Annotated in this window: 19 protein-coding genes and 1 pseudogene; 15 read left to right on the top strand and 5 right to left on the bottom strand. The window is 69.1% G+C overall.

Features of this window, described 5'->3' with window-relative positions; genetic code table 11:
* Nucleotides 1–25: 25 nt before the first annotated feature.
* The 15 genes from ACFU5G_RS00725 to ACFU5G_RS00655 all read left to right on the top strand — a co-directional run bounded on the left by ACFU5G_RS00725 (nt 26) and on the right by ACFU5G_RS00655 (nt 13,401).
* Entirely contained in the window at nt 26–1,864 is a 1,839-nt protein-coding gene (locus ACFU5G_RS00725; RefSeq protein ID WP_377239720.1) for a type IV secretory system conjugative DNA transfer family protein, read from the top strand.
* Complete coding sequence (locus tag ACFU5G_RS00720; protein WP_377239718.1) at nt 1,864–2,877, top strand: hypothetical protein; 1,014 nt, start codon at nt 1,864–1,866, stop codon at nt 2,875–2,877. The genes ACFU5G_RS00725 and ACFU5G_RS00720 overlap by 1 nt, the downstream gene beginning before the upstream one ends.
* 181 nt (nt 2,878–3,058) lie before the next feature.
* Entirely contained in the window at nt 3,059–4,090 is a 1,032-nt protein-coding gene (locus tag ACFU5G_RS00715; RefSeq protein WP_377239715.1) for a hypothetical protein, read from the top strand.
* Entirely contained in the window at nt 3,999–5,216 is a 1,218-nt protein-coding gene (locus tag ACFU5G_RS00710; protein WP_377239712.1) for a hypothetical protein, read from the top strand. The genes ACFU5G_RS00715 and ACFU5G_RS00710 overlap by 92 nt, the downstream gene beginning before the upstream one ends.
* Before the next feature lie 191 nt (nt 5,217–5,407).
* A complete protein-coding gene (locus ACFU5G_RS00705; RefSeq protein WP_377239710.1) occupies nt 5,408–6,412 on the top strand; it encodes a hypothetical protein in 1,005 nt (334 codons plus the stop codon).
* A gap of 62 nt (nt 6,413–6,474) precedes the next feature.
* The gene (locus ACFU5G_RS00700) at nt 6,475–7,455 is read left to right on the top strand and encodes a hypothetical protein (RefSeq protein ID WP_377239707.1); all 981 of its coding nucleotides are present in this window, start codon (nt 6,475–6,477) and stop codon (nt 7,453–7,455) included.
* 108 nt (nt 7,456–7,563) lie between these two features.
* Complete coding sequence (locus ACFU5G_RS00695) at nt 7,564–7,878, top strand: hypothetical protein (protein ID WP_377239705.1); 315 nt, start codon at nt 7,564–7,566, stop codon at nt 7,876–7,878.
* Between the two features lie 74 nt (nt 7,879–7,952).
* Nucleotides 7,953–8,642 carry a hypothetical protein gene (locus ACFU5G_RS00690; RefSeq protein ID WP_377239703.1) on the top strand — a complete coding sequence of 230 codons (690 nt, stop codon included), beginning with the start codon at nt 7,953–7,955 and terminating at the stop codon, nt 8,640–8,642.
* A 6-nt stretch (nt 8,643–8,648) separates the two neighbouring features.
* Nucleotides 8,649–9,038 (top strand): hypothetical protein, encoded by a 390-nt coding sequence (locus ACFU5G_RS00685; protein WP_377239701.1) that lies wholly within the window; start codon nt 8,649–8,651, stop codon nt 9,036–9,038.
* Between the two features lie 271 nt (nt 9,039–9,309).
* On the top strand, nt 9,310–9,720 hold the full coding sequence (locus ACFU5G_RS00680) for a single-stranded DNA-binding protein (RefSeq protein WP_377239698.1): 411 nt from the start codon (nt 9,310–9,312) through the stop codon (nt 9,718–9,720).
* Nucleotides 9,717–10,604: a hypothetical protein gene (locus tag ACFU5G_RS00675; RefSeq protein ID WP_377239696.1), complete on the top strand. Its 888-nt coding sequence runs from the start codon at nt 9,717–9,719 to the stop codon at nt 10,602–10,604. Before ACFU5G_RS00680 ends, ACFU5G_RS00675 begins: the two co-directional genes overlap by 4 nt.
* A gap of 104 nt (nt 10,605–10,708) precedes the next feature.
* The gene (locus ACFU5G_RS00670) at nt 10,709–11,566 is read left to right on the top strand and encodes a hypothetical protein (RefSeq protein ID WP_377239694.1); all 858 of its coding nucleotides are present in this window, start codon (nt 10,709–10,711) and stop codon (nt 11,564–11,566) included.
* Nucleotides 11,567–11,613: 47 nt separating this feature from the next.
* Nucleotides 11,614–12,615 (top strand): hypothetical protein, encoded by a 1,002-nt coding sequence (locus ACFU5G_RS00665; protein ID WP_377239692.1) that lies wholly within the window; start codon nt 11,614–11,616, stop codon nt 12,613–12,615.
* A gap of 42 nt (nt 12,616–12,657) precedes the next feature.
* On the top strand, nt 12,658–13,179 hold the full coding sequence (locus tag ACFU5G_RS00660; protein WP_377239690.1) for a hypothetical protein: 522 nt from the start codon (nt 12,658–12,660) through the stop codon (nt 13,177–13,179).
* 33 nt (nt 13,180–13,212) lie between these two features.
* Nucleotides 13,213–13,401, top strand: coding sequence for a hypothetical protein (locus ACFU5G_RS00655; protein WP_377239688.1), 189 nt, complete (start codon nt 13,213–13,215; stop codon nt 13,399–13,401).
* Between the two features lie 27 nt (nt 13,402–13,428).
* Here the strand turns inward: ACFU5G_RS00655 and ACFU5G_RS00650 are convergent, their stop codons facing one another.
* From ACFU5G_RS00650 to ACFU5G_RS00630, 5 genes and pseudogenes are all read right to left on the bottom strand, one after another.
* Nucleotides 13,429–14,070, bottom strand: a complete 642-nt coding sequence (locus ACFU5G_RS00650; protein WP_377239686.1) for a hypothetical protein — start codon at nt 14,068–14,070, stop codon at nt 13,429–13,431.
* A 288-nt stretch (nt 14,071–14,358) separates the two neighbouring features.
* Nucleotides 14,359–15,630 (bottom strand): tyrosine-type recombinase/integrase, encoded by a 1,272-nt coding sequence (locus ACFU5G_RS00645; protein WP_377239684.1) that lies wholly within the window; start codon nt 15,628–15,630, stop codon nt 14,359–14,361.
* The gene (locus ACFU5G_RS00640; RefSeq protein ID WP_377239874.1) at nt 15,576–15,815 is read right to left on the bottom strand and encodes a helix-turn-helix transcriptional regulator; all 240 of its coding nucleotides are present in this window, start codon (nt 15,813–15,815) and stop codon (nt 15,576–15,578) included. The genes ACFU5G_RS00645 and ACFU5G_RS00640 overlap by 55 nt, the downstream gene beginning before the upstream one ends.
* A 295-nt stretch (nt 15,816–16,110) precedes the next feature.
* Nucleotides 16,111–17,067, bottom strand: a pseudogene (gene xerC / locus ACFU5G_RS00635) (tyrosine recombinase XerC).
* A gap of 987 nt (nt 17,068–18,054) precedes the next feature.
* Entirely contained in the window at nt 18,055–18,633 is a 579-nt protein-coding gene (locus tag ACFU5G_RS00630; protein WP_377239682.1) for a hypothetical protein, read from the bottom strand.
* Nucleotides 18,634–18,678: the final 45 nt, after the last annotated feature.

Genomic DNA, 18,678 nt, shown 5'->3' with positions numbered 1-18,678 from the left:
GCCGTCCTCCGCGCCTGGGCGCGCGATGGGTGACGAGCTGACCGACCTCGGCCTGATCACTCTCGGGGCGGTGCTCGGACTGGCCGCCGTGCTGCGCACGGCCGGCAGCCTCGCGGCCTGGGCCACCGGGGCCAGCGCACCGACCGGGAGCGCACTCACAGGGCTGGGTGTCCTGCTCCGACCGGCCAACCCCGCCGTCGTGCTCGGAGCAGACGGTCTGCACCCGGTCGCGTATTGGGTCACGTTCTCTCTGCTCCTCGGTGTCGTGGGTGTCGTGCTCTGGCAGGTGACCAACGCCGTCCTGGGAATGAACCACCGCCATACCCGCGACCCGCACCACACCCCCGGCACGGCGACCCGTCGCGACGTCGCGCAGAGCGCCTCGGAACGGGTCCTGCTCAAACGGTCACGCACCCTGCGCCCATCGCTGCGCAAACCCACAGCGCCGGAGGTCGGGTACCAGCTGGGGGCAGCGCACGGGCAGGGCGTGTGGGCCTCGGTCGAGGACTCCCTCCTGGTGCTGGGTCCGCCGCGGTCGGGCAAGGGCCTGCACATGGTGGTCAACGCGATCCTCGACGCCCCCGGGGCGGTCGTGACCACCTCAACACGACCCGACGCCCTGACCGTCACCCTCAAAGCACGAGAACGTGTCGGCCCGGTCGCGGTCTTCGACCCGCAGCACCTGGCCAAGGGCCTGCCGGCCGGCCTGCGGTGGTCGATCGTCCGCGGCTGCGAAGACCCCCTCACGGCTATGATCCGCGCCACCGGCCTGGCGTCGGCCACCGGGCTAGGTGGGGGTGGGACGGAGAACGGCGGGTTCTGGGAAGGCATGACCCGATCCGCGCTGCAGGCCATGCTGCACGCCGCCGCCCTCGACGGGCGATCGCCCAGGGACCTGTTCGCGTGGTCCAACTCCCCCTCGGCCGCCGAGGACGCCGCCGCGATCCTCGCGTCCCACCCCGACGCAGCCACGGGGTGGGGACAGTCGCTGGAGTCGATCATCCAAGCCGACCCCCGCACCCGGGACAGCGCCTGGATGGGTGTCAAGCAGGCTCTGGCCTGCCTGGCCGACCCCCGCGTCCTGGACTCGGTGTCTCCCGGACAGGACGAGTCGTTCGACCCCGAGGCGTTCTTGCGGGACAACGGCACGCTCTACCTCCTGGCCACTGGGGCCGGGTCGGTGACGTCCGGGCCGTTGGTGGCGGCGTTCATCGAGGACCTGGTCGAGACCGCCCGGCACCTCGCTGCCGCCTCACCCGGTGCACGCCTGGACCCGCCCGTGCTGCTGGCGCTGGACGAGATCGGCAACCTCGCCCCCCTGCCCTCGCTGCCAACCCTCATGGCCGAAGGCGGCGGCACCGGACTGACCACCATGCCGGTGCTGCAGTCCCTCGCTCAGGCACGAGACAAGTGGGGCGAGAACGCGGCCAACGCGATCTGGGACGCCTCCATCGTCAAGGTCATCCTCGGCGGCTCCTCATCCTCCAAGGACCTGGCGGACTTCTCGAGCCTGATCGGGGAACGCGACGAGTTCACCGACACCCACATCCGCGGCGAGCGAGGAGCTCGCACCCTGCAGCGGGCCGTGCGCAGGGTCGCGATCATGCCGCCGCAGGCGATCCGGATGCTGCCGTTCGGCATCAGCTTGGTCCTGCTGCGCGCTGCCCCGCCGATCATCTCCGACCTGCGCACCTGGACCACCCGACCCGACGCCGACCAGCTCACCACGGACCGCACCCAGGTCGAGGCCCTCCTGCAGGCGACCGCCCGCACCAGGCATCACACGGCCGACTTCCACGACCAGTCACAGCCCGGAGATGGCCCCGTGCCCGAGCAGGACGAACCACCGGAGGAGAGCTCGTGATGGACGACAACCCGTATGCCGACGACGAGATCGAATCGGCGTGGCAGCGCGCCGACGACCTCGCGATCCAGGACCACAACAAGACCGACGCCTCAAAGGTGCACGCCATGGTCGGGTTCCGGCTCTGGACGGCGCTGCGGGACCTCGGAGCGATCCACGGCCGGATGCTGGTGACCGGCATCGACCCGCACGAGTTCGCCCAGCTACCACGTGACCGGGTCCAGGTCATGGACGGAGACGGGTACGGGATGCTGGTCGCCGACATCCCACCCGACCGGCCACGCACCGACGATGGCACGGACGACCCGCACGAAGTGTCGGTGGAGTCGTTGGTCGATGAGCCGGGCAGCCTGTACGACGTCGTGATCCACAACGCGCACCTCGGCGACGTCACGGTCCACCAACCTGGGCTTCGCGAGCACTTCCTGCAGATTCGGCATGTGGCCCTGCTCACCGGCCTGGCTCGTACCAGACCCGGTGGGCTCTTCGCCGCGTTGATGCCCCGCGAGGTCATGGACGACCCCCACCCTGGGGTACGGGAGGCGGTCACCGCCCTTGGCGACGTGCTGGGCGCCGTCCGGCTGCCTGGCGGGGCGCTGCGCAACGTCGCCGGCTGCGACAACCCGACCGACCTGATCCTGGTCCGTCGGCGCCCGGATCAGGATGTGCCGACCGATCAGTCCGCCTTTCTGCATGTCGAGCATCTGCTGCCCCCGAGCGGTATTCCTCGCGGCCACGAACACGTCAACCGCTACTACGCCGAAAAGCCCTGGCAAGTGCTGGGCACTCTCGATGCCCGGCCAATACTCGGCGGGTTACCCCGTCTCACCGTGCGGCCCGATGACTCGCCTCTGGCAGACCAACTGAGCCGGTCCCTGCGGCGGATCGTGCGCTCGGCGCGGTCCCGGAACCTGGTCGCGGGACCTGGGCCGCGCCAGGCGGACAGCCCGCACCCCGCACGTGGACCATCCCACCGGCCCGAGCCTCCGCACGGGCCAGAGATCGACCTGTAGCCCCACCCAACCGGGCCCACCCAGGGCGCCGTGGGCCGACGACCTGCGCATGACGGTCCGCGACCGCCCTTGGGCCCCGTGCCGGTGAGGTACGGCACCCGACCGGTCCTTGCGCGGTCGTGGGTGCGGTGCGGGTTGCGCACCTGCCCTACGGCATCACCTGCGCGGAAGGGAGCCCACGGTGAGTACAGCGTTTCACGATGACCGGTCCTTCTCGATGGGTCACCCGGCCGTTCTGGCCGACATCCTGGCCGTGCGCGACCATGCCCAGACCAGCGCCGCCGAGGCACACGCTGCCTTGGCGAAGCAGATCTGGTCCGTGCTGCGTGCCCTGGGCGTGACCGGCGGCCGGATGCTGGTCCGCGGCCTCGACCCGGAGAGCCTGGCCAGCGCCCTGCCTGTCCAACGGGCCCCGCATCCCGGCCGCCTCGGGCAGCTGCACGGTGCGATCCCTCGCCCCGGGACCCAGCACCGGGACCTGGTGCTGACCGAGTTCGATCCCGGGTTCACGCCAGGCGTGTTCGACATCGTGCTCCTCAACGCGCCGAACTCCGACGTCGTCCACCACGATGGCCGGTTCCGGTTGGAACGGTGGCGCGAGCACAACCAGGACGTCCTGAGCTCTGTGGCCTACACCGCGCCGGGTGGCCTGGTCGCGGCCGTGGTCAGTGCCGACGTCCTGGACGCCGCGGACGCAGCCCCGCGCAGGGCCATGGCGGTGCTGGCCGATCTGCTCGGTGCCGTGCGTCTGCCAGCGGGTGCGCTGCGCAACGTACCCGGGTGCGACAACCCCGTCGACCTCCTCATCCTGCGCCGCCGTGCCGATGATCAACCAGGTCGTGGTGCCCGGTTCGAGACCAGCGTGCCGTTGCGGCTCGACGGTGTCCCGGTCCGCCCGAACGAGTACTTCCATACCCGGATCGGGGACGTGCTCGGCCGCCCGACTCTGCGGCTGCTGCCCTACGGGCCCGCGCGGCTGACCGTCGAGCCCGACCAGGTCTCCCGGCGTCTGGACCTGGATCTGGGGCTCGCCCTCGCTGAGATCGTGCACACCGCCCTCGACCGCGGCTTGGTCTGCGGTACCGGCACGGCCGGCGCCGCACGGGGCTCCCCCGCGGACCTTGGCCCGCACGGTATCGGGCCTGGCGGCACGGGTCTGCGATCACCGCAGCCGCCTGATGCCGGGCCGGGCCGCCCGGACCCATCGCTGTGAACCGGCCCGCCGGTCACGCGCCGCCGCTCGCGGCGAGAACCAGGACACGGCCCCAGCAGCACCGGAGGGATTCATCATGAACAACCATGCGGACACGCACGACGGTGCGCGGAACGAGCGGCCCGCCGGTGGTTTCGGTCTCGCCGCGCAGCTGATCATGGGCCCGGACGTTCCCGCCACGGACCTGGTGGGTCAGGCCAAGGCGGTGATGGACGGCCTGGCACTGGAAGAGCACTTCCGGCTCTCGGCCGCGAATCGGCACTGGCAGATCGCGATCCACCTCTGGCCAGCACTCAAAGCCATCACGGACACGACGGGCCGGCTGACCGGGTCCCTGGTGGCCACCGGCGTCGATGCCGACCTGCTCGCCGGCGTCGGTCCGCACCCGCACTACCCGAACGACCCGCGCCGCCATCTGAGCTTCCACGCGCCGATCCCACCCACGACGAAGTGGCCGCACCACGACCTGCCAGGTCATGGGCTCGGAAGTGGCGACGATCCGGGTCGGTACGACCTGGTACTGCTCAACCTGGCCTTCCACGACGCGGCCCTGCTCGACCCAGACCGGCGAACCCGACTGGGTGAGTACCACCGCGAAGTACTGGTCAGTGCGCTGGACAGGACTGCGCCGGGCGGGTTCACGGTCGCCCTAGCCTCGCCCGTGTTCCTCGACGACCCCGAGGCCGACCTGCGTCGGATCATCGCCGAGCGGGCTGACCTGGTCGGAGCGGTGCGGCTGCCGGCCGGTGCGATGCGCCCCGACAGCCACGCCCAAGGCCCGACCGACGTCCTGATCCTGCACCATCGCGACCCGAGCCGGCCCGGCCCCGGGATCCCCGCAGCACGCGAGGTGAAGACCCGCACCGGGCAGGGACACCTGAACGAGTACTGGCTCGACAACCCCGACCACGCGCTCGGTCACCTCGAGCTGACCGAGGCCGGCACGTTCACGGTCCTGCCCGGACCCGAACCGCTGGGCCGGCTCCTGCAGGTCGCGTTCGACCAGATCGCTACCACCGCCATCACCGTCCTGACCACTGGGCCGAGCACGTCGCGGACTGACCCGCCGCCAGGCCTTTCTGCGCGGTCGCATTCCGTGGACCCGGGCGACTCCCCGCTTCTGTAGCCGCGGCTAGCCGGTCGTGCCGCAGCCGGAGCGTCGGGTGGTGCGGTGCGCACACCTGAACAACGACCGCAGTGCGAAGCGAAAGCGCACCAGTCCAGATCCGCATTCCGGTCATCGCACGGGACGCGGGCACGCACCGGGCAGGTCGACGGCGCGGCAGCTCAGGAAGCAGGAACTCAGGAAGGGGTGTCATGGACCGGTACGAGGAACGGTTGGTCGAGGCCGACCGAGCCGCGATGACCGCGCACTCCCGGGCTGACGCGACCAGCGGGCACCAGTTCCTGGCCGGGCAGATCTGGCACACCGCCCAAGCCCTGGGCGTCCCAGCGGGTGCCGACGTGCTGGTCGTGGGGTCCGGGTCCGCGCAGCTGATCGGCACCACGCCGGTCACGCACCCGACCGCGAACATGTGGGAAGGATCAGTCCCGTGGCAGGCGCAGGTCCCGCCACGGTGGCCCTACCCCGCCTACACCGTCAACCCGCAACCAGCCGCTGGCCGGGCCCGGGGACCGTTCGCCGTCCAGGTCATCTCCCAGGTCGGGCTGGACGTGCACGTCCGCAGCCTGGCGGCCTGGTCCTACCAGCAGCGCCGGTTCCACGAAGACCTCACCACGGCCCTGGAGAAGTCCACACCGGGTGGGCTCGTGTTCGCGCTGGCCAACCACTCCATCCTGGACAGTGCCGGGCTGGACAACTCCGCGCACACCCCATGGGAACGGGCCGGCCAGACCGCCGACTTCCTCGGCGCCGCCCGCCTGCCGTCCCACGCTTTGCGGGCCGAGGACCGGTGCGACGCACCGGCCGACCTGATGATCTTCCGCCGCCACTCCCCCAGATCAGACCGGCCAGGCACCGGACTCGTGGTGCCGCGATCGCAATGGATGCCGGGCGCCGGGATCCCTGTCACCACCTACTACCGCTCCCGTCGTGAGCACGTTCTGGGCCTGCCAATGGCCCGGACCGACCAGTGGGACCTGGAACAGCTGACCGTCATCGACACCAAGCGGACCTGGCAGAACCGGCTCCCGCGCGTGCTGGACCAGATCACGCACGCCCACGCGCCAACGGCCCGGCCGGGAACGTCCTCCAGTATCGGCATCTCGCCCACGCCCTGGCTGACATCGCAGGCACCGACCCGGGCCGGTGCCGAGACGGACCGGCCAGCTCCGGCCACGGACCCCGTACCGCCTCTCTGACCCGCCAGGACCGTGCTGGTCCCGGCCCGGTGAACACGACCGCTAGCGACAGGAGCAGTCCGATGGAGCCCTCGACGAAAACCACCAACCCACCATCCCGAGGCGAGCTGCGCCGCGCGATGGGCGCTGGCGACCCGGTCGCCCTGGCCGATGCCTGGCAGGTGAGCCGGCACCTGTGGCCCATGCTCCGGGCACTGGGCTACGAGAGCGGTTACCTGGGCGGGCGCGGCGCCAATAGCGACGCGCTGGCCGGCCGCGCACCGCACCTGCGACCCGCCGGCACACCACCCGGGTACCTCTCGTTCGTCGCGATGGTCCCTGACGCGTCCGAGCACGACCGGATCCAGCTGCATCACCCGGGAAGGGACCTGCCGCGGCTGCCTGAATACCGCGGGCAGCTGGGCGTCGTGCTGCAGGACGTCCCGTTCCGGCAGTCGCCCTCCACAGGGCAGCGCGCGCAGGCCCTGCCCGACTACGGGAGCAAGGTGCTGACCGAGGGGATCGTCCTGTCGGCGCGAGCAGGGATCAGCGTCTCCCTCGTGCATTCCCTGGTCCTGGACAGCCCCGACCCCGCCGGGCGCAGGAACCTCGCCCGGCAGGCCGACCTGGTCGGCGCGTTGCGGGTGCCGCCACGCCCGTCCCCCGACGGGCTGGGTGTGCCGTTCGACGTCGTCCTGCTGCGCCGTCGCCCTACGGGTGCCCGGAGCGCAGGCCACGCGTTCACGGACACCTCCCCTATCGCGCTCGGCCAGCGGCTTGTGACCATCAACGAATACTTCGCCGCCCACCCTGAGCATGTCCTGGGTCGGGTCCTACCCGGGCCCGACGGCGCAACATTGCTGGCCCCGTCGGCCGACCGGACCCGCCTGGGTCAGCGGATGCAGGAGGCGTTCACGCGGATCGGGGGCACCGCGACGCAGCAAGGCCTGACCGCACCCGGATTCCTACGCACGCCGACGTCGAACCAGCCGCAAGCCCCGGCCGCGCCGCGACCCATCGGTCAGGGCGACCGGCCGAACGCGCGCGACGACCTGCACCTCTGACGCCCGGGCGCTTGCCGCCCAATGCCCGGCAGACGGTGGCTGTCGACGACGCCACCACGTGGCTCGACAACAGAATCGGCACACACGGTCGCGACCGGCGGCGGCGGCGTGGTCACCGGCCGTGTCACGGAGATCACCCCCGAGTTCCTCGCGCGCGGCACGTGTGCGTCAGGGGTCGGCCGCATCATGGTGCTGAGCGAGACCATCAGAAAGGGCACCAGCATGAAGGCCGTGGCCACGATCGACACCCGCGCCGCCGTCCGCGGCGAAGAGAACTCCCAGGCCCGCGAGATCGAAGCCGAGGCCGCGACCTACGAGCAGGCCCGCGACATCCTGTTCGGCCAGGTGCCGGAAGACTGGATGATCATCGGCGGCATCGGCGTGCCCGACCGGGCCGACACATACCAGCCGCGCCGCCCCTAACCCAACCCGGGGCCCCAGCACCCAGCTCTGCGGCGGGCCAGTAAACCGCAGTGTTCGCACATACAATAGAACGCATGTTCGATACCGTGGCGCCTCCGACGACACTGGAGCGTGCCCGTGCTGCGCTCCAGATGGTCGAGCGTCGAGTCGGCGTCGAGCACCACGATCAGGTCGTGGAGCTCGCCCCGCCCCCGCCCGCCCCCCTGACCGCGCTGCTGCCCGACGGTGATCTGCCGACCGGCGCGGCAGTCACCGCCCGGGACTCGGTCAGCCTGATGTGCTGGCTCCTGGGCGCGACACAGCGGGAGCGGTGGATAGCGCTGGTCGGCTGGCCTGACCTCAGCCCCGTGGCGCTGGCCGAGGCCGGCGTCGACCTGGAACGCGTCGTTGCCGTGCCGAACGCTGGCGGCCGGGCGGCTGATGTCCTCGCCGCGCTCCTGGACGGCGTGGAGATCGTCGTCGCCGGCCCTCGAGCTGTGTTGACGGTGAGCGAGCGACGCCGGCTCCTGGCCCGGGCCCGGCACCGCGCCACCACGATCCTCTCTCCCGGCCCCTGGGAAGGCGCAGCGCTCGCGCTCGACGTCGAGCAGGCGAGGTGGAGCGGCCCGGACCATGGTGCCTACTGGCTGCGAGAGACCCACCTGTCCGTGACCCGTCGATCTCGCATGGACGGCGCCGGCGCACGCTTCGACGTCGCCCGGCACGGCACCACCGCCCCGACCGCGCTCGCCACCCGCGCCGCGGCCCGCCGACAGGCGGGGTGACTCGTGGTGTACGACCTCACCGGGCTGATCAACGACTGGCCCGCCGCCGCCGTCGGCGGCGTGCCCGTCAAGCCCTCCTACTCCTGGGACCCGGTCGCCGTGGTCGCGCGCCTGTGCTGGCCCGACCGCGCGATCTGGGTTCCTGGGCACGCCAACCGATGGAACAACACCTTCGTGCTCGTCTACGTCACCCCGAACGAGAACGACCGCCGCACCGATACCGGCCTGTGGCTGCACTGGACCGACGTCGCCCGTGTCGTGCCCGCAGAACCCTCCAGGGGACCGACACCGCCCGACGTGCCCAGTTCACGAGCACGTCAGGAGGCGCAGTACCGGACGCTCCCCCGCGCACCTGGGCGGGCTACCCCGCGACGGACAGGCTCATCGCCCGGCTGATCTCGCCCAGAAGCGGGTTCCGCTCGTGCACCAACTGGTGCCCGGACGGCGCAGCAGGCAACAGCAACCACGACGGTGTGGCCCGCTTGCAGCCGAGGGCCGAGGGCCGAGGGCCGAGGACCTTCGCGAGACCTCTGCCCTGGGTGCCTGCTCACTGCGTGAACCAGCACCCGCCCGGCTCCCACACTGCGTCGGCAGGTGGTGGTCGTCGTGCACCTGGCAAGGGAGACGGGACGCACTTCGGCGTCCGTGACCCGAGCAGGGAGCCACCATGACGATCCCGATTCGCCAGAGCTTGGAGGGCGTGCTTCTGACCGGGCTGCGGCCCGGCACCACACGCACTGGCGTACCCGTGCTGCGAGCACGGGTACGCGCCCAGCAGTGGCAGCGAGAGGGCGAGACGTTCACGCCCGGTGAGCCGGTCACGTGTGACCTGGTCGTCTTCCACGAGTCCACGCAGCGCACCCGGACCCGGTTCCGGCCCGGTGACGCGTTCATCGCCTCCGGGCACGTCAACACCTACGACATCACGCGCGACGGTCAGATCGTGCAGCGCGAGGAGTTCGTCGCTCGCCGGCTCGGGCACGACGCGGCACGGACCCGGTACAAGGTCACCCGCACCCGCCGACGGCCGCGCCCGGCCACACTCGCTGCGGTATCCGGCTCGGGGCGTGCGTCGTGAGCGGCCCGGACCAGGTACACGGCGCCGACCCGGACGACCCCCGCCCTCCCGGCCCGGCCCCGCAAGACGAGCTGCCGGCCGCACAGAGCGGTGTGCCTGCCGATGCGTCCGAGCTCTCGCTCTTGCGGATGCTTGGGTGGCGACACGGAGATCCGCTGCCCGACGTCGACGGTCTGGATGACGCGACGGACGAGACCAGCGACGTTCTGCCGTCTCCCACGATCCGTGCGGCTGCCAGCCCGGGCGGGGCCGCGACGCCCTCGGATGCAGACCTGCTGCTTCCGGCAGAGCCGGAACCGGTCATGCCGATCAACTGGAACACCCTCGACGCTGACCGGGCCGAGCACGAGTGGTGGCAGCTGGACGCGTTCGTCTACTGGCTGCGCGACGACTTCGGGCTGACACCGCAGGAGCTGCCGCCGATCTGGCACCGGCACCCCGAGCTGGTCTGGGAACTCTCGGCGCTGCGGACCTCGTGGCTGGCCGGGCATGCCGAGGACGCCCACCCCGGCTCCCCACTGATGTGGCTACGCGACCTGGGCGACACGCGGCGCCGCCTGCGGGACTGGGTGCAGCGCTGCGGCACCACCCTGGCCGAGGACCGCCCCACCCGCCGCACCACGTGGCCCGGTGAGGACCCGGCGCCCAGCCCGGTCCCAGTCGCAGTCACCGACCGGGCCGCGGACTTCGCGGCCTTCGTCACCGATGACGTCGCGCGACGCCGCCAGATCGAAGCCGAGGCCCAGGCCGAGATCGAACGGATCCGTACCGAGCAGATCAGTCGGCTGCACCGGTCCTGGCACCTGCCGACACCCGACGGCGATAGCCCGGCGTCAGACGAACCTCCGGCCGGCCCCGACGCGGACGGGGAGGACCGGTCATGACCGCCGCATCGCATACGCAACTGGCTTGGGAGCGGGCAGACCGCGCCGCCCTGATCGCACAGGCTCAGGCGGAAGCTACGGGTGCGCACGCTCAGCTCGCGCCCATGATCTGGGACCTGCTGCGGGACCTGGGGGCGCCGGTCGGTGGGCGGACGCTGGCGTTCGGTGTGGACCCCCAGGTCCTGCTCACGGGTGACTCGAACTGGCCTCAGGCTCGCGACGCTGACGGGTTCCCGGTGCACGACCGATGGCAGGGCCCGGTGCCCGGATCCCGGCCCAGCACGCACTGGGAGACGTTCCCGGTCACGCGCAACCCCCTGAACCTTCAGATGGCGCGACCCTTCGACGTCGCGGTCGCGTCCATGCCGTACAGCGACATCCACCTGCGCAGCCGGGAGACCCGGGCGATGCGGCTGCACAGCTTCCATGTCCAGGCCATCGAGGCCCTGGACGCGTTGGCACCAGGCGGGCACGCCGTGTTCCTGGCCAACCACTCGGTCCTGGACTACCCGGACCCGTCGCGCTGGGCACGCCTGGCCAAGATGGCCGACTTCCTCGGCGCCGCACGACTCCCGTCCCACGCGCTGCGGGCCGCCCCAGCCTGTGACGCACCAGTCGACGTTCTGGTCCTGCGGCGCCGCGACAGCGGCTACCCGGACACGGGCCTGCAGTTCCCCGACGTCCACTGGTCGACCGAAGACGGCCTCCACGAGAGCAGCTACTTCACCACCCACCGTGACCGAGTGCTCGGCACCCGTGACGTGGGCACCGACTACTGGGGCATGCAGCAGCTCGCCGTCCACGACCCTGACCGCACCTGGCCCGGTCGCCTGGTCGGCGTGTTCAACGAGATCGCCCACCAGCACGCGAACAGCACCACATACCCGACCCCGGGACGTGGCGAGCCGGCACCACGGCACGCCACCCGTCTGCAGGAGGAACCACCCGGACTGCACCTGTAACCCCGACCAGACACCAACAACTACCCGGAGACCAGGGAGAGAACATCGTGGAATTCAGCAAAGCCAGGATGGACGCGGCGCTCGAGATTCTCGCCATCGATCTGCATTCCAACACCCCGGCGCTCGAGGCGCACCACACGATCTCGAAGCAGATGTGGGGACACATCAAAGCCCTGGGATACACCAGCGGGCGCCTATTGGCCTTCGGACGCGACGCCGAGATCCTCGCTGGTGCTCCCCTGGACGCGCCCCGCACTATGGACGGACTCGTGATCGTCGACGGCGTGGAGGCCGACGAAGGCCTCAAGGACCAGATCCTGCTCTCCGGGAACCTGCCCGGAGATACCCGGTGGCCCCACTCGGACCTCGATATGAGACCGGTCGACGATTCTGAGACCGGCCCGGCGGATGTCGTGATCGCTAATCTTTCCGCGGCCGATGTCCGTCTCATGACTCGCGACCGGCAGATCGAGATCACCATCACCCACCATGACCTGATCCTCCAGGCCTTGAACTGGCTCCGGCCCGGCGGGCTCTTGGTCGCCCTGGCCCACCGCCAACTCCTGGAAGGCACTGACGCAAGGCCGCGACGCTCGATCGCTGAGCACGCCGACCTCATCGCAGCCGTCCGCCTGCCCGCCGGCGCGCTACGCCGAGCGCCGCTCCTGGACAGCCCGGTCGACCTGCTCATTCTGCGCCGCCGCGAACCCGGCCACCCGCCAAGCGGCATAGCGTTCATTCGCCGCACCCCGGTCCGGGTTCACGAGCACCCGAACATGCTGATCAACGAGTGCTACGCCCTCGCGCCACAGGCTGTTCTCGGCAACATCGTCCCCGACCCCGTCCAGCCCGGTGTCACCACCGCGACACCGTTCGGTGGGGCCTTCGGCGTCGACCTAGGCGACGTGCTCCACGAGCTCACGGACATCGCGATCGACTTCAGGCTGCACGCCACGCCACGCCCCGCGCCCGGGCCCGGGCCTCACCCGTCGCCGGCTGCGAACGAACCGCACAGGTCGACGCACGAGGCCGACGGACCCGCGTTGTAGCACGCGGACCGCTCACCGACCAACACCGAGGAGAGAGCTGTCATGCCCGCGATGAACTTCGACCAAGCGCTGCGTGCCGAACGCTGGCATGCACTCACTCTCGGCATCGCTGGTATGAGCTCCGGAGCCAACGCGTCGCGGCTCCGCACCGCAAGACGCGTGTGGGACGGATACGAGGCTTACAGCCAGAAGGTCTACGACTCGCAAATCTGGACCTACGACCCCGATCCACAGCCCTCGTTCTGCCTGTACCCGCTGATCCAGGCCGCGGGGAGCATCCAGCGTGTCGTCGACGCACCCGACTTCGCCGCCGAGGTCCTGCAGGACTTGGGCCGCGGGTACCGGGAAGAGATCGTGTCCGACGAGGACGGAACCCGCTGGGAACGCTTCCGCCCAACGATCAACGGCTACCGCGCCGCAGCACGCGAAACCGCGCACATCCGCGCCCAGCTGCAGCTCCACGGCCTCATCCCGCCCCGTCCCCGCGGGCAGGCGGTGGCCTACGGATTCCTGCCACCCCGGGACGAACCACTCGGCGAGCTGGGTATCGAGCCCCCGTTCTGAACGGCCTCAGCCCCTGCTCGACCACACCCGGCGGTGGGTCGTGGAACGGACCAACTTCTGGAACTGCTGCGGCTTCAACATCGTGCGCGTCTGCACGAGCGCCGCGCGCTGGTGATCGAGGCTTTCGTCGCCCGGATCAACGCGGTCATCGTGATCCGGCGACTGATCTGCGAGGCATGGAAGAACCACCACTGGGACGGCCGACCACGCTGCCGCCCCTGACTGCACGAGCACCTACCCGCGCGATCTCTATGTAGGGCCTTGAACGTGCAGCTCGCTCCGCATCACCCCCAGGAGTCGATTACTGTGCTTTTCGACCATCGGGAGGTTTCTGGTGAGCTCACCGACGGACGATTGAATCGCTACGACCTTGACTTCCCCAGTTATTGCCCTGCTAGCGAGCCGCATGACGCGGGCCACACCCAGAAGCCTCCCGGAGACCTTGCGGACCTCATCACTTCCAAGCAGATTCACGGCGTCGTGCGCGCTCTCGAACTGCTGGAAGGCTGCATAGAACGCTTGGCGCTGCACATCGCCATGCTCTCTCCAGGCATCGATGTCGCTGTGCCAACCACTGAGATGCCGCGCTGTGATTGTGAGTTCGCGCCGCGCACCCTCCAGGCTCACATAGGCATCGCGGACAACGTCGAGCATGTGCTCGCGGCGTGCTCGATTCAGGTCGTTCTCATGTCGGCGATCCTCGGCTACTACAGCGGCCTCTCTGCGCTTCGCCTCTGCCTCCATCATGTTCTTGCCGCTGTACCAGTTGCTGAAGATCACGCCGCCAAGGGCGACAAGCGAGACGATGAGAGGCACGAGAACCGACGGACTCTCCCAGCCCGTTGAGCCCTCGGCCACGGCGGACACCGGCTCGGGCATCTGGACGATCATGGCGGAAGCCTACAAATCGACTATCGCCACCAGCCACCGTCACACATCGACCACCGCGCCTGAGCGTGACTTGGATCCCTCACCGCCTTGTCTTGAAGGGTCGCGCGGTGGCCGCACTAGGTCTCGTCGAAGACGATGGGCCTGGCGACTGCGCTCCGCCAAGATGTGAGGCTCAACTCGCCTAGCTCCACAGCGGCGCCTGATCGCAATCAGGCCAGCAAGCAATTCGTGCCGGTCGGATGAGGCAGCCCCTCGAGCTCACACCAGCCCCGCCATGGGCGATCTGTCCTATTGGTAGTCTCCAGCCTCGTTCAAACGGCTGGTGTGGTTTGGTGCGAATGTTTCGAGGATGGTGGCGGTGCGAGTGTCGATGTTCGTGTCGGGTTCGATGTAGTGCTTGAGGGTGATCTCCGCACTTGTGTGCCCCAGGAGCTGGGCCGCGAGATCGGCGCCGGCGGCCCGGTTGATCGTGGTGGCCACGGTTCGCCGGAAGGAGTGCGGCGTCACTCCGGTGACGCCCGCTGTGGCGAGGACGTCGCGCAGCCGCCGGCGGACGTTGTTCGTCGTCAACGGTGTCCCGTTTCGGGTGCTGAACACGAGGGTGCCGGGCTCATGGCCGGCGAGCTGGACCATCCGGCCGCGCAGTGCGGTGGCGGTGTAGGTAGGGATCGCGATCCGCCGCACCGACGTCCGGGTCTTGGGATGCGGCTGCCGGTAGGTCGGCTTGCCCTTCGGGGACACGATCGTGCCTGAAACCTGCAACGTGGCAGGGGTGGTCGTCAGGTCGATGTCGCACTTCCGCAGGGCGAGGACCTCCCCGATCCGCAGAGAGGAGCCGAGCATGACCTCGATGATGACCTCCAGCTGCCCGTCCGGCTTGGGCCCAGGCGCCTTGGTCTCGCGGCGCCAGGTGCGAGCCGCGGCCCGGATCGCCTGGATCTCCTCCAGGGTCAACGCCGTGGCCTGCGTGACAGGTCGCTTGAGGCGCTTCGTGCCGGTCACAGGGTTCCTCTCGATCGCTTCATACCGGTGCGCCATCCCCAACGCCAGGTTCAACACAACCTTCGCGTGCTTAGCCCGGGAGTAGGACTGCTTGGCGAGGGCGCGCAGGAACCGGTCGACCTTACTGATCGTGATCTCCCGCAGCACAAAATGCTCGAACACCGGCAAGACCAACGTGCGCATGTCTCGCTCGTACAGGTCCTTCGTGCCCTGGGCGAGGTCGGGGTCCAGGTCGAGGTCCTCGAGCCAGACGCGGACCAGGTCGGGGAACGGGCTGTGCAGGTGCAGGTCGCTCACGCCGGCGATGATCCGGGTGCGGTGAGCGAGCCTGACCTTCAGCTCCTGCTCCGCGGCCGTGGAAGTGGTGGCGGTGGCCTCGACTAGCCGCAGGACCCCGTCTGGGTCCCGGAACCTCGCCCGCGCGGTCCATGACCTGGGACCGTTCTGGGTGGTGTTGATGCTGCCGAACGTGCCGATCGGAATCCGAGCCCTGACCACGCCTGTCACCGCCCCACCGGGCGACGTCCAGGTGCGGACTCTCGCTGCGATGCGAGCCATGCCTGCACATCGCTGACCGCGTACCGCAGGTGCTTGCCCACCCACACGCCACACGGGCCCTTCCCATCGACGCGCCAGTCGCGAACCGTTGAGACGGGGATACCGAGGTACTCGGCCAGGTCGTGGGATGTCAGCAGTGGTTCGAGCCCACTCGTCAGGGCTTCGGGTCGTTGGTTGGTTTCCATGACTGTCAGGTGCACCCGAGACAACATCACTTCCGCCCGTACGAACCTCCCAACGAGAGACGACAGCAAGCCCGACCAGGCTTCCCTGAGGATTTACGTACCCACCTTTTTGCCACCGGATTGAACCCGTGCCCAACCCGATCCAGTCCGATATGATCGGGGCGGTGCGCAGCCGCGTACCTGCGAGATTCCAACGATTTCTGCGGAATCCCATCAGTCTTGATCGTCCGGCACAGGCCCCTGATTACTACAAGGGGTCGCAGGTTCAAATCCTGTCAGCCCGACAGATCGCCCCTCACCTGTTCACGCAGGTGAGGGGCGTTTTTCGTTGCCTTGAAGCCCTCACTTCGACGGACATCGGAACGGAACTTGTCCCCGATCCGTCCCCGATCCGGGTACATGCCGGCTCCGCGTCGTTGGCAGCCGGCGTAGTCGATGCCGCACTGCCGGCCGCCCACCAGGCACCGAACGTCGCCCCGGCGTCGGTCAGCGCTCGATGGTCCGGGTGCAGGTAACGCGCAGTCATGGCCGGGTCCTGGTGGCCGGCCACCCGCTGGAGCACATGGAGCAGCACCCCGCTGTCGGCCATCCAGGTAAGGGCCGTGTGCCGGAGCCCGTGCCGGACGAGTCCGGCGATACCGAGGTCCGTCACGAGCCGGTCCCAGTCCATGGCATCCCGAAGCGTCGCGGTCGTGATGGTGCCGCCGCGTGGTCCCTTGATCAGCGGCGAGTCGTCGAGCCGACCGGCAGCCGTCAGACGTTCGAGCGTCTCGCGAGCCGGCTAGATGATCGGCACGACACGATTGCGCCGGCCCTTGGTCGACTTCACGATCAGCCCGCCACGCCCGGGATACTTCTGCCGGCGCACGTAGATCAAGCCGGCCGTGAGGTCGACGTCACCGACAACGAGCCCGGACACCTCACTGATCCGCATCCCCGTCGTCGCGAGCAGCAGCACCATGTCACCCCAGCACTGATCCCCACGCGCTTCCACGACGGCAGCAACGAGCTTGTCGAGCGTCGCCACGTCAGGCAGCGCCAGCTCACGAGGATTGACGTCGGACCCGTCCTTGACCTGGCCCGGTTGCTTGCGCCGAGCACGATCCTTGGCCGGATTCCTCGGCAGCAGACCGTCACGCACAGCGTCATCCAGGACATGGACCAGGGCCGCGACCGTGCTCTTCACCGTCGAGTGGCCGGAGGTCTTCTCCCACCGATCGATCGCCCGATCGATGAGGCTGGCCGTGACCATGCCGACCGGGATGTGCCCGAGCTCCGGGATGACTCGCAGCTTGAGGCCGGCCGCGTACGGGTCATAGGTCGAGGTCCGATCGATGGATCGGGCCCACCGCTCCCCCATCGCGTTGATGTACGCCTCCAGGGTCTGGCCCGGGTTCACGCCGGTACGCGCGATCGACTTCTGCTCATCGATCCAGGCGTGCGCTGCCTCGTCCGACGAGAACGTAGCGGCGGCCTCTTCACGGACGTGCGACACCTGATGGGTCCAGCGAACCCGCGCCAGGTACCGGGTGCCGAGCCGCGCGCCTTCACGGGTACGGACATCACCACGCACATCCGCACCGAGCGGAGGCACTGCCTGCTTCTTCTTGGCCCCGGTCATGATGCAGCCTCAGCGCGCGAGGGCCCCGTCTGTGCGACATTCGCCCGGATCCACTCATCGAGCAACGCGAGCGGATACCGGTACACACTGCCGATTCGCTCGTCCTGGAAGTTGCCAGACCCGGAGCCGGCGAACAAGGCAACAGAGGAACAGAGCAAAACGAACCAACCCCGGCGTTCCCAGCACAGGCTTCATCTATCGGTCGATGCTCACCCGCGCGTTCCCGGCGATCGTCGCGGGCAGCGCCACCTTGGTCAAGGACGGCACCGTCGCACGGGCAGGTCAATGGCGTCCTTCGAGGTAGCGACACGGTCGTGCAGGGCCCGATCCGGCTGTCCCGGGCGTCCCGCTTGACCACGGTCCTGTCCGCGAACCAGCAGCAGGCCACCACCACCTGGTCCAACGACGGCCAGGGCCAGCTGCCCGGCGGGTGTCCGCGCTCGACCTGTCCAGTCTGTAACTGCCGTGCCAACACTCGACCATCGCGCAAGGCAGAGGCAGCTTTGCCCGGCGCTCTACATCGACTTCGACGTCGGCGGCGACACGCCAGCTACGGGGAATGGCTCAATGACGAACACAGCAGGGCATGCATCTCCATTGCCAATGCGGGACCAAGCACTAGCTGCGGCTTTGCAATACCGACCCTAGCTCGTCAGAAACTTCTCGCCGCTGCCGAAGACTGAGGAACGCAAGATAGACGACCACGCAGACGTTCAAAGCGATGGCCAGCGGGAGAGCCACGGACGGGAAATGCAAAAGAATGCCGGAACTCGTAAGCAGCGTTACCCCAAATGCCACCAATCCGCCAATCATAAGAAGCCGACGAGTAGGTTGATCCTTTCGAAAGATCGTCGCCGCGAGCAGAAGCCAGGCTCCCACAATCGAACCGGGCCCAATCAAAAAGAACGTTAGGAAGAACGCAGCGACTGCGATGGCGAGATCCACAAAGGCAACCAACACCCCAGCCTTGAGCCGGCCGATGATACCCGCACCGCAGATCACGCCCACGATTGGAACCACAAGAATGCCCAGTACAAGAATTAGCGGCCACCCGCCGTACCCGGTCGACCAGGGCACCGACCACATGGGAACCACTACACCAGCAACGCCCCCCAGCGCCGACGTCACGAGTACCACGAAACCAGCACGCTGTTCTGCCTCACTCGGCGACCCAACCATCTTATTCCCCGTTCGCATGTGTCGAGTATAGTTCCCGCGCCAAGCCCGACGCAGCCTCGTTCC

This window comes from Promicromonospora sp. NPDC057488 (genome assembly GCF_042802395.1).
Taxonomy (GTDB): Bacteria; Actinomycetota; Actinomycetes; order Actinomycetales; family Cellulomonadaceae; genus Promicromonospora.
Note: the sequence above shows the minus strand (reverse complement) of the source record. Positions and strands in the feature narration are given on the sequence as shown.

What these genes read in the sequence shown, in the direction of transcription:
- ACFU5G_RS00670 (WP_377239694.1), top strand. Translation starts at nt 10,709, where the DNA reads ATGATCTGGGACCTGCTGCGGGACCTGGGGGCGCCGGTCGGTGGGCGG.
- ACFU5G_RS00640 (WP_377239874.1), bottom strand. Translation starts at nt 15,815, where the DNA reads ATGGAAACCAACCAACGACCCGAAGCCCTGACGAGTGGGCTCGAACCA.
- ACFU5G_RS00660 (WP_377239690.1), top strand. Translation starts at nt 12,658, where the DNA reads ATGCCCGCGATGAACTTCGACCAAGCGCTGCGTGCCGAACGCTGGCAT.
- ACFU5G_RS00650 (WP_377239686.1), bottom strand. Translation starts at nt 14,070, where the DNA reads ATGATCGTCCAGATGCCCGAGCCGGTGTCCGCCGTGGCCGAGGGCTCA.
- ACFU5G_RS00690 (WP_377239703.1), top strand. Translation starts at nt 7,953, where the DNA reads ATGTTCGATACCGTGGCGCCTCCGACGACACTGGAGCGTGCCCGTGCT.
- ACFU5G_RS00705 (WP_377239710.1), top strand. Translation starts at nt 5,408, where the DNA reads ATGGACCGGTACGAGGAACGGTTGGTCGAGGCCGACCGAGCCGCGATG.
- ACFU5G_RS00700 (WP_377239707.1), top strand. Translation starts at nt 6,475, where the DNA reads ATGGAGCCCTCGACGAAAACCACCAACCCACCATCCCGAGGCGAGCTG.
- ACFU5G_RS00630 (WP_377239682.1), bottom strand. Translation starts at nt 18,633, where the DNA reads ATGCGAACGGGGAATAAGATGGTTGGGTCGCCGAGTGAGGCAGAACAG.
- ACFU5G_RS00720 (WP_377239718.1), top strand. Translation starts at nt 1,864, where the DNA reads ATGGACGACAACCCGTATGCCGACGACGAGATCGAATCGGCGTGGCAG.
- ACFU5G_RS00645 (WP_377239684.1), bottom strand. Translation starts at nt 15,630, where the DNA reads ATGGCTCGCATCGCAGCGAGAGTCCGCACCTGGACGTCGCCCGGTGGG.
- ACFU5G_RS00725 (WP_377239720.1), top strand. Translation starts at nt 26, where the DNA reads ATGGGTGACGAGCTGACCGACCTCGGCCTGATCACTCTCGGGGCGGTG.
- ACFU5G_RS00680 (WP_377239698.1), top strand. Translation starts at nt 9,310, where the DNA reads ATGACGATCCCGATTCGCCAGAGCTTGGAGGGCGTGCTTCTGACCGGG.